General features: G+C 63.4%; 8 protein-coding genes and 1 pseudogene. All 9 read right to left on the bottom strand.

Going from position 1 to position 10,062, the window contains the following annotated elements; all coding sequences use genetic code 11:
• A pseudogene (locus tag ACTHSP_RS13890) lies at window positions 1–173 on the bottom strand (IS5/IS1182 family transposase); the annotation flags it as partial.
• 85 nt (window positions 174–258) lie between these two features.
• A complete protein-coding gene (gene cysI / locus ACTHSP_RS13885; RefSeq protein WP_440346296.1) occupies window positions 259–2,025 on the bottom strand; it encodes an assimilatory sulfite reductase (NADPH) hemoprotein subunit in 1,767 nt (588 codons plus the stop codon).
• A 394-nt stretch (window positions 2,026–2,419) separates the two neighbouring features.
• Window positions 2,420–4,198 carry an assimilatory sulfite reductase (NADPH) flavoprotein subunit gene (locus ACTHSP_RS13880; protein WP_440346295.1) on the bottom strand — a complete coding sequence of 593 codons (1,779 nt, stop codon included), beginning with the start codon at window positions 4,196–4,198 and terminating at the stop codon, window positions 2,420–2,422.
• 47 nt (window positions 4,199–4,245) lie between these two features.
• On the bottom strand, window positions 4,246–4,494 hold the full coding sequence (locus ACTHSP_RS13875; protein WP_137041443.1) for a hypothetical protein: 249 nt from the start codon (window positions 4,492–4,494) through the stop codon (window positions 4,246–4,248).
• A gap of 44 nt (window positions 4,495–4,538) precedes the next feature.
• Window positions 4,539–5,867 (bottom strand): sulfate adenylyltransferase subunit 1, encoded by a 1,329-nt coding sequence (locus ACTHSP_RS13870; protein WP_049350898.1) that lies wholly within the window; start codon window positions 5,865–5,867, stop codon window positions 4,539–4,541.
• Window positions 5,868–6,123: 256 nt separating this feature from the next.
• Window positions 6,124–7,044, bottom strand: coding sequence for a sulfate adenylyltransferase subunit CysD (gene cysD, locus ACTHSP_RS13865; RefSeq protein ID WP_049350896.1), 921 nt, complete (start codon window positions 7,042–7,044; stop codon window positions 6,124–6,126).
• A gap of 141 nt (window positions 7,045–7,185) precedes the next feature.
• Window positions 7,186–7,965 (bottom strand): phosphoadenylyl-sulfate reductase, encoded by a 780-nt coding sequence (locus ACTHSP_RS13860; protein WP_080974624.1) that lies wholly within the window; start codon window positions 7,963–7,965, stop codon window positions 7,186–7,188.
• Window positions 7,966–7,976: 11 nt separating this feature from the next.
• A complete protein-coding gene (gene cysG / locus ACTHSP_RS13855) occupies window positions 7,977–9,425 on the bottom strand; it encodes a siroheme synthase CysG (protein ID WP_049358114.1) in 1,449 nt (482 codons plus the stop codon).
• Window positions 9,426–9,846: 421 nt separating this feature from the next.
• The coding region (locus ACTHSP_RS13850; RefSeq protein ID WP_440346294.1) for a hypothetical protein at window positions 9,847–10,062 on the bottom strand (216 nt) is incomplete at its 5' end.

The raw sequence follows: 10,062 nt of genomic DNA, 5'->3' as shown, positions 1-10,062 counted from the left end.
AACAGGGGATAGGCGGGACGGCCGCGGTGGTCTCTAAGGTAACGGGTTCTTTGACGATTCAGGTACTGTTCGATCGGTTGCCAATCAATCACTTGATCCAACTTCAATAGTGGAAAGTGGTCGATGTGTTTGGCAATCATGGCTTGGGCGGTTTGTTGGAAGAAGGTGCTCATGAGAAATCCCCTAAATGTCTTGGTGGGAATTTAGGGGATTTTGGGGAATTTTGCAAAGGTCTCAGGCAGCCTTTTTCTTGCCGAATCAGGCGGCAGATGCTTTCCAAAAATCGCGCGAGGGGTCGAGCACGGGTTGGACGATGCCGGTGCGCACGGCGTAGTCGCCGAAGCCTTCGCCCGGTTCGCGGTCTGTTGCCCAGGCGGCGATCCATTCGCGCAGGATGGCGAGGATTTCGGGTTCGGTGATGTTTTCTTTGTAGAGGCGGGGGATGCGCGTGCCTTGGCGGTTGCCGCCGGCGTAGAGGTTGTAGCGGCCTATGGCTTTGCCCACGAGGCCGATTTCGGAGAGCATGGTGCGGCCGCAGCCGTTGGGGCAGCCGTTGGCGCGCAAAACGATGTGCTCTTCGGACAGGCCGTTTTCTGCCATGATTTCGTCCACATGGTCGAGGAATTGGGGCAGGAAGCGTTCGGCTTCGGCCATGGCCAGCGGGCAGGTGGGCAGGGCGACGCAGGCCATGCTGTTTTCGCGCTGTTTGCTCACTTTGTCGTTGATGAGACCGTGTTCGCGGGCGATTTTTTCGATTTTGGCCTTGTCGCGGGCGGCCACGCCGGCCACGATGAGGTTTTGGTTGGCGGTGAGGCGGAAGTCGCCTTTGTGGATTTTGGCGATTTCGCGCAGGCCGGTTTTGAGCGGGCGGCCGGGCGCGTCGGTGATGCGGCCGTTTTCGATGAAGAGGGTAAGGTGCCATTTTTTGTCTTCGCCCTGCACCCAGCCGATGCGGTCGCCGCGCGTGGTGAATTCGTAGGGGCGGATGGGCTGGAATTTTGCGCCCATGCGGTTTTCCACTTCGGCGATGAATACTTCCGTGCCCACGCGCTCGAGGGTGTAGCGGGTTTTGGCGGCTTTGCGGTCGCTCCTGTTGCCCCAGTCGCGCTGCACGGAAACGACGGCGGCGGCGCAGTCGAGCACTTTGTCGAGCCCGATGAAGCCGAATTCGCGGGCGGTGTCGGGGTAGGTTTTGGTGTTGCCGTGCTCCATGGAGAGGCCGCCGCCCACGAGTACGTTGAAGCCGGCGAGTTTGCCGTTTTCTTCGATGGCGACGAAGTTTAAGTCGTTGGCGTGCAGGTCTACGTCGTTGTGCGGGGGGATGACGACGGTGGTTTTGAATTTGCGCGGCAGGTAGCTGGCGCCGAGTACGGGTTCGGTGTCGTCGCCGCTTTTCACGCCTTCGGCCAGGGGGGCGGTTTCGGTGGTTTCCACTTTTTCGCCGTCGAGCCAGATTTCGGCGTAGGCGCGGGATTTGGGCAGGAGGTGTTCGCTGATTTTCTTCGCCCATTCCCAGGCTTCGCGGTGCAGGCTGCTTTCCACGGGGTTGCTGGTGCACAGGACGTTGCGGTTCACGTCGCCTGCGGTGGCGATGGAGTCGAGGCCGAGTTTGTGCAGCCATTGGTGCACGGCTTTGATGTCGGGCTTGAGGATGCCGTGGTATTGGAAGGTTTGGCGGTTGGTGAGGCGGATGGAGCCGTAGAGGGTATGGCTGCCGGCGAATTGGTCGATGCCCAGCCACTGCTGCGGGGTGATCACGCCGCCGGGCAGGCGGCAGCGCAGCATGACGTTTTTGAGGTTGTCGAGCTTTTGGTCGTTCCGCTCGGCGCGGATATCGCGGTTGTCCTGCTCGTACATGCCGTGGAAGCGGATGAGCTGGAAGTTGTCGCCGTTGAAGCCGCCGGTGAGGCCGTCGCCGAGGTCTTGGGCGATGGTGCCGCGCAAATGGTGGCTCTGGCCTTTGAGGCGTTCGTTGTCGGCCAGGGGGGTGGCGGGGAGTTTGGCGGGGGGGTCGGGGGTGCTCATGCTTGGGTTCCTTTGGGTTTGGGTTGTTTTGGGGCTGCCTGAAAGGCGGTTTTCCGTTTTCAGGTAGCCTTTCCGTTTCCTGCTTGGGGCTGCCTGAACTTGCCTTTGCTTGTCGGATACGGGTATCCGTCCTACTGCCGTTTCCTAATCGGGCTACCTGAAAACCGCCAGGCCGGATTCTCGAAACCGACATTTGGGGCGGCGGATTTGCCGGATACGGACATTCAATCCGCCGCTGAAACAATTAATTGAATAACATAGCAAATAATTTTTCAGGTAGCCTTTCCTGTTTGCAACTTGGCCGCCTTGGGGAAAGGCCGTCTGAAAATGGTTTTTTGATTTTCAGGTAGCCTTTTTTTGCCTGGCGGGGCTGCCTGAAAAACAGCCGCTGTTTTCAATACACGTCGCGCTGGTAGCGGCCTTCCTGGCGCAGGTTGTCGAGGTATTCGTCTGCGTCGTCGGCGCTCAGGCCGCCTTGTTCGGCGATGGTGTCGAGCAGGGCCTGCTCCACGTCTTTGGCCATGCGCGAGGCGTCGCCGCACACGTAGATGTGCGCGCCCTGCTGCAGCCATTGCCACAGTTCGGCGGCTTCTTCGCGGATTTTGTGCTGCACGTAGATTTTCTCTTCCTGATCGCGCGACCAGGCGAAGTCGTATTTGTTGAGCAGGCCGTCTTTCGCCCAACCCTGCCATTCGGTTTGGTAGAGGAAGTCTTGGGTGAAATGCTGGTTGCCGAAAATCAGCCAGTTTTTGCCACTGTCGCCGTTGGCGGCACGCTGCTGCATGAAGGCGCGGAAGGGGGCGACGCCGGTGCCCGCGCCGATCATGATTACGGGCGTGTCGGGGTTTTCAGGTAGCCTGAAGCGGGGGTTTTCCTCCACGAACACGCGCACGCTGCCTTCTTCTTCCAAACGTTCACCCAGAAAGCCGGAGGCGGCGCCGGTGCGCGGGATGCCGTTGTGTTCGTAGCGCAGCACGCCCACGGTGAGGTGTACTTCCTCGCCCACTTCTTCGGGCGCGGAGGAGATGGAGTAGAGGCGCGGGGCGAGCGGGCGCAGCAGGCCGGCGAGCTGCTCGGCGGTGAGCGCGGCGGGGTATTGCGACACGATACCGGCAATCGGGTTGGCGGCGGCGTAGGCGGAAGCGTCGGCGGCGGCCTGCTTCAGCTCGGGATTGCCGGAGATTTCGGCGTAGCCCTGCACGAACTGCGGGGTGTTCAGGCCGATTTCCCAATCGTGCAGCAGGGCTTCGCGCACGGTTTTGCCCTGCCCGCCCGCATTCACCGGCTCGTCGCCCTTGAGCGAGACGGCGGCGAGGATTTCGTCCACGACGGCGGGGTCGTTTTCAAACCATACGCCCAGCGCGTCGCCCGCGCGGTATTGCAGGCCGGAGCCGGAGAGGTCGATTTCGATGTGGCGCACGTCTTTTTCCGAATCGCGGCCGGTGATTTTCTGGCGGACGAGCAGGGTGGCGGGGAAGGGGTTGGCCTTGTTGTAGGCGGATGCGGGCGCGGCGGGGGCGGGGCTGCCGGAAGCGTTGCCCGTACCAGTTGCGGCGGCGGGCGCGGCGGCCAGGCTGCCCACCAGCGGCACGATTTTGTCCAGCCAGGCGGCGGCTTCGGCCTGGTATTCCAAGTCGCAATCCTGCCGCTCCAGCAGGCGTTCGCCGCCGAGTTTGGCTAACAGCTCGTCGAAACTTTTGCCCGCGCCGCAGAACATGGGGTAGCTGGAGTCGCCCAGCCCGAGCACGGCAAATTTGAGGCCGGAAAGTTTGGGGGCTTTTTTGCCGCCGAGCAGTTTGTAGAGGCTGAGCGCTTCTTCGGGCGGTTCGCCCTCGCCCTGGGTGGAGGTAACGAGCAGCACGAGTTGTTCGCCTGCGATGTTTTTGGGTTTGTAGTCGGCGGCGGCGGTGTGGGCGGCGTTCACGCCGGCGGCGGCGAGCCTTTGCTGCAGCTCTGCGGCCACTTTGCGGGCGTTGCCGGTTTGCGAGGCGGAAATCACGGCCACGCGCAGGGGTTCGGCGGCGGGAGCGGGGGCTGTGGCGGCAGGTGCACCGATGCCGGGCTGCACGGCCTGCCCGCCGGCCTGCGACCAGCAGTAGCCGGAGAGCCAGGCCAGCTGCAGGGGGGTGAGCGCGGCGATTTGGGCGGCGAGTTCGGGGGGAAGCGGGTTCATGGCGGGTTCCTTGGGATGGTTTGTTATGGGCTGGGGCTACCTAAAAATTAAGGGGCGGATTGTTGGGTTACGGCTTGCAGCCTAACCCGACCTACTCTTGCTCTTGCTACTCTTGCTGGGGCTACCTGAAATTTAGCCGTCGGGTTTTCAGGTAGCCCGTCTTGCGTACGGCGAACGGGGGTGTCCGCGCTCCGGTTGTACGGCGGGTGGTAGGCTGCCGGATTGTGTTTCAGGTAGCCTTCTCTCACGGGAAAAGGCGGCGGTTTCAGACGGCCTTTATTTGTTCTGTTCGGCATTTATGCCCGATCTGCGGGTTACCTGAAAGTTGGCCGTCGGGTTTTCAGGTAGCCTGTTCTGCCTGCTGCGTTTCGCCTACCGCTTCTGCGTCGGCCAGTATCATGCCGGCGGCGGCGGTGTGGTTGGTGGCTTCATCTATCAGGATGAAGGCGCCGGTGGCGGGGTTGGCGGCGTAGAGGGTGCAGACGACGGGTTGCGCCAGCGTAAGCTCGACTTCGCCCAGGTCGTTCATTTCCAGCGTGTTGCGCCCGGCGGAGTGGCTGAGGGTGTGCACGTCCCACACGCGGCGTACGGCGGCGATTTTGGCGGGCACGGTGCGGGTGGTGTGTTTGAGCAGGTATTTGCGGGCGGGGTTGAGCGGGCGGCTGTCGAACCAGCACAGGGTGGCGATAAGGCGGCGTTGCGGCTCAAGCGGGCTGGCGGCGGAAAGGATGGTGTCGCCGCGCGAGATGTCGATGTCGTTGGCGAGGAGGAGGGTGGCGGGTTCGCCTGCGGTTGCCTGATCCACGCTGCCTTTGAGGCCGATGATGCCGCGCACGCTGCTTTCGAGCCCGGCGGGTTCGACGCGGATTTTGTCACCCACGCGCACGCTGCCGGCTTCGATGCGGCCTTGGTAGCCGCGGAAGTCGTCCTGTTTGCTGCCGTCGGCGCGCTGTACGAGCTGTACGGGGAAGTGGAAGTCTTGCGGCGCTTCGGACACGCCTTCGCCTGCGGGCAGGCTTTCCAGCACTTGCAGCAGCGAGCCGCCTTGGTACCACGGGGTGTGGGCGCTTTCGTGCACGATGTTGTCGCCGTTGAGGGCGGAGATGGGGATGAAGCGGATTTCGGGCAGGCCGAGAGTGTCGGCCAGTTCGCGGTAGGCGGCGGCGACGGCGTTGAATTTTTCTTGGCTGAAGCCGAGCAAGTCCATTTTGTTGACGGCCACGATGATGTGCGGGCAGCGCAGGTGGCGCAGGATGGCGGAGTGGCGTTTGGTTTGCGGCAGCAGTTGCAGCGGCTGTTGGGAAAAATCGAGCTGGGCGGCGTCTATGAGCAATACGGCGGCGTGGGCGGTGGAGGCGCCGGTTACCATGTTGCGGGTGTATTGTTCGTGGCCGGGGGTGTCGGCGATGATAAATTTGCGGCGGGCGGTGGCGAAGTAACGGTAGGCCACGTCGATGGTGATGCCTTGTTCGCGTTCGGCTTCGAGGCCGTCGGTGAGGGCGGAGAAATCGATCGCGCCTTGGCTGCGGCTGCTTTCGAGGCGGCGTACCTGGTCGCCGAGCAGGGCTTTGCTGTCGTAGAGCAGGCGGCCGATAAGGGTGGATTTGCCATCGTCCACGCTGCCGGCGGTGATGAAGCGCAGGGGGGCTTGGCGGTGGGAGCTGGTCATGATGTCGGGCTTTCTTTGGGTGGGTTGTTGGGGTTTCAGACGGCCTGGGCGGCGGGTCTGCGCTGTTTCGGGTGCGGCTGCCTCCGTCTGCATGAGGCGGGCAAAGTGCTTTCAGGCCGCCGCTGCCGTTTTGCGGGTGCGGGCGTTCGCGTTCCAAATCCGCTTTGGCGTTGTGTCTGCTTGCGCCTGTAGCCTGCCTTGCGGCTTTTTAGGCTACCTGAAAAACGGTGCGGGGCTTTTTCAGGTAGCCTTCGGGCTAGAAATAGCCTTGTTTCTTGCGCTGCTCCATGGCAGCTTCGCTCACTTGGTCGTCCATGCGGGTGGCGCTGCGCTCGGAGATGTCGGCCAGGGCGGTTTCGGCGATGATTTCAGCGGGGGTGGCGGCGCTGCTGGCCACGGGGCAGGTGCAGGAGATGTCGCCCACGGTGCGGAAGCGCACGGACAGCTCTTCTATCTGTTCGCCTTCGCGCGGCGGGGTGAGTTCGGTTACGGGCACTAAGAGGCCGTTGCGGCGCACCACTTGGCGGCGGTGGGCGTAGTAGATCGGCGGCAGGGCGAGCTTTTCGCGTTCGATGTATTGCCAGATGTCGAGTTCGGTCCAGTTGGATATGGGGAACACGCGCAGGTTTTCGCCGGGGTGCAGGCGGGCGTTGTAGAGCGACCAGAGTTCGGGGCGCTGGTCTTTGGGGTTCCATTGGCCGAATTCGTCGCGGAAGGAGAAGATGCGCTCTTTGGCGCGGGCTTTTTCTTCGTCGCGCCGCGCGCCGCCCATCAGTGCGCCGAAGCCGTGCTCTTCGATGGTTTCGAGCAGTGTGACGGCCTGGGCGGCGTTGCGGGAGTCGGTTTCGCGCCGCAGCACCACCGTGCCTTTGGCGATGGAGTCTTCCACGCTGCCGACGATGAGCCGCGCGCCAGATTCCCGGGCGGTTTGGTCGCGGAAGGCGATGACTTCGGGGTAGTTGTGGCCGGTGTCGATGTGCACCAGCGGGAAGGGCAGCGGGATGCTCCGCCCGGGCACGGCGAAGGCTTTGCGGGCGAGGGCGAGCAGGACGACGGAGTCTTTGCCGCCGGAAAACAGGATGGCGGGGTTGCGGCATTCGGCCAGCACTTCGCGGATGATGTGGACGGATTCGGCTTCGAGCCAGTCGAGGTGGTCGTTTTGCAGGGTGGCGCTCATGGCGGGCTTTCTGTCGGGTTGGTTGTTCGGGTTGCGGTTTCAGGTAGCCCGTGGCGGGCTGGGGCTACCTGAAAATATCGGGCTTGCGGCGGGCTGAAGAGTCCCTTACGTTTTTTCAGGTAGCCTTTTGGGTTGCGGCGGCTATTTGTGCAGGCCGCATTCTTTGCTGTCGCGGCTTTCCCACCACCAGCGGCCGGAGCGGATGTCTTCGCCTTCCTTCACGGGCATGGTGCAGGGTTCGCAGCCGATGCTGGGGTGGCCTTGGCGGTAGAGTTCGTTGAATGGCAGGCGCTGCTGCAGGGTGTAGGCCCACACTTCCTGTTCGCTCCAGTCGAAAATCGGGTTGTATTTGGCGATGCCGCGCGCGTTGTCGTATTCGGCCAGGGCGAGTTCGCTGCGGGTGACCGACTGCCCGCGGCGCTGGCCGGTGAGCCAGGCGTCGGCATCGGCCAGGGCGCGGTTGAGCGGCTCGACTTTGCGGATGTGGCAGCAGCGCTTGCGCAACTCCACGCTGTCGTAGAAGGCGTTCAGGCCGTGGGTTTGCACGTATTCTTCCACCGCTTTTTCTTCGGGGTAGTAGAGGCGGAAGTCGAGTGCGGGGTAGCGGCGGCGCACTTCGTCGGCCAAATCAAGGGTTTCGGCGTTGAGGCGGCCGGTTTGCAGCATGAACACTTCCACGCGCAGGCCTTGTTGCGCCAGCAGGTCGGTAATCAGCATATCCTCCACCGCCAGGCTGCTGGCCAGCTTCACGCGGCTGTGGCGGCGGTAGATTTCCAGCAGGCGGCGGCGCAGCGCGGCGGTTTTTTCAGGTAGCCTTTGGTACACGGCGGAAATGGGGCGGGGAATCTGCCACAGCTTGGGGCGGAAGGATACGGCGGAAGCGGTTTCTTCGCGGACAACCGGGATTTCTCGGATATTCACGGCATTCCCCCTCACGCCGCCTGCCCGGCCGCTGCGGCGGGCTGCGGCTGCACATAGCGGCCGCCCTGTTCGTCTTGCTGGTCGGGCTGCCCGCCGAACCAGGCCAAATCCTGCCGCAGCGCCACGGTTTCGCCGATCACCAGCAGGGCAGGCTGGGCGGCTTGCGCGGCCAATTCGGGCAGCTCGGCCAGGCTGCCGGAAAACACCTGCTGATGCGGCAGCGTGCCGCAGCTGATAACGGCGGCGGGCGTGGAGGCGGCGCGACCGTGCGCAATCAGCTCGCGCGAAAGTTCGGCGGCCTTAATCGTGCCCATATACACCACCAGCGTTTGCCGGTTCTGCGCCAGAGCAGGCCAGTCGGGCGCTTCGGCGTCGATTTTGCGGTGGCCGGTGATGAACATCGCGCCGTGCGCGTGGTCGCGGTGGGTGAGCGGGATGCCGGCGTAGGCGGCCGCGCCCAGTGCGGCGGTGATGCCGGGCACCACTTCAAACGGAATGCCCGCTTCGCGCAAGGCTTCCAATTCCTCGCCGCCGCGCCCGAACACGAACGGGTCGCCGCCCTTGAGCCGCACCACGCGTTTGCCCGCACGGGCATGGCGCACCAGCAGGCGGTTGGTTTCCTCCTGCGGCACGCTGCCGCCGCCGGCGCGCTTGCCCACGCAGATTTTGTCGGCATCGCGCCGCACCAAATCCAGCACCGCATCCGACACCAGCGCGTCGTACAGCACCACGTCGGCTTCCTGAATGCGCTGCAGGCCTTTGAGCGTGAGCAGCCCGGCATCTCCCGGCCCCGCGCCCACCAGCGCCACTTCGCCGCTTTGCGGCTGCTCCCCGGCCAAATGCCGCCACATCAGCTGCCCGGCCTCGCGGCTGCGGCGGCTTTCCGCCAAACGCCAGAAGGCGGCGGAAGCAAACAGCCTTTCCCAGAAGCGGCGGCGCTGCGTCGTGCTGCCGAGCCGCGCCTTCACGCGGCCGCGCCATTGCCCGGCAATCTGCGCCATTACGCCCAAACCCTGCGGCAGCAGGGCTTCCAGCCTCTCGCGCAGCAGCCGCGCCAGCACCGGTGCCTTGCCGCCGCTGGAAATGGCGATTTGGATGGGGTTGCGGTCGATAATCGAGGGGAAGATGAAGTTGCAGCGGGCGGGGTCGTCCACCGTGTTCACCAGCAGGCGGCGGCTCTGCGCGGCTTGGAACACCCGCTCGTTCAAATCGGAATCGTCGGTGGCGGCCACGGCGAGGAAGGCCGTGTCGAGCAGTTCGGGCGAGAACGAGCGCGCCGCCCACTCCACCCTGCCCGCGCCGTGCAGCGCGGCCACTTTCGGATGCAGCCTGCCCGCCGCAATGCGGACAACCGCGCCGCAGCGCAGTAGCAGGCGGATTTTGCGCAAAGCCACATGACCCGCGCCCACCACCAGAACGGGGCGGCCTTTCAAATCGACAAACAGGGGGAAGTAGTCCATTTCCGTTCTCACTCTAAAACCGTGCGCCTATCATAGGCGAAGCGGCGGGGGGAACGGAAAGACTGATTTCGCCATTAGATAGAAGGAAAAATTATATGCGCGGCAACTTATTGTTGCTAAACATTTATTCTAAGCGCGTATCTTGAACGCCGGCCGAGGCCGCCCGCCCGGTTTCGGGTTTGCGCCCGCAAAACAGGCGGGGGCAGCCGTGCGGGCAACAGACTTCCTGCAAAACGGGAAATGCCGGAAGGGCAGGCTACGGTTTGCCGCCGCGCAGGCAGGGTAAGGATGCCCAGGTTGCCGGAATCCAAATGTTTCAGCCGACCCGCCCGCCTCTTGCGGCCGGCTTGGGTTTCCGCCGGGCTTTTTGCTTTCAACCCCGGTTTGGATTTTCGCAAGAAGCCCGATATACGGAACCGTTTCAAACGCCGGGCGCGGGGCGGGAAATTGCGCCAAGAGACCTTTGCAAAAATCCCCCTCCACCCAACAGCCGAAGCCCAAACCCAAGCTTCCGGCTGTTTTTTGTTCCCAATTTCCCTTTTTTCTCCCCGGATACCTGATAATCAGGCATCCGGGCCGCCTTTTGGGCGGCAACAGGCACACTTAGCCTGTTGGCCGCTTTCAACAGGTTTAAACA

The sequence above is a fragment of the Neisseria sp. P0001.S005 genome (genome assembly GCF_051963715.1).
Note: the sequence above shows the minus strand (reverse complement) of the source record. Positions and strands in the feature narration are given on the sequence as shown.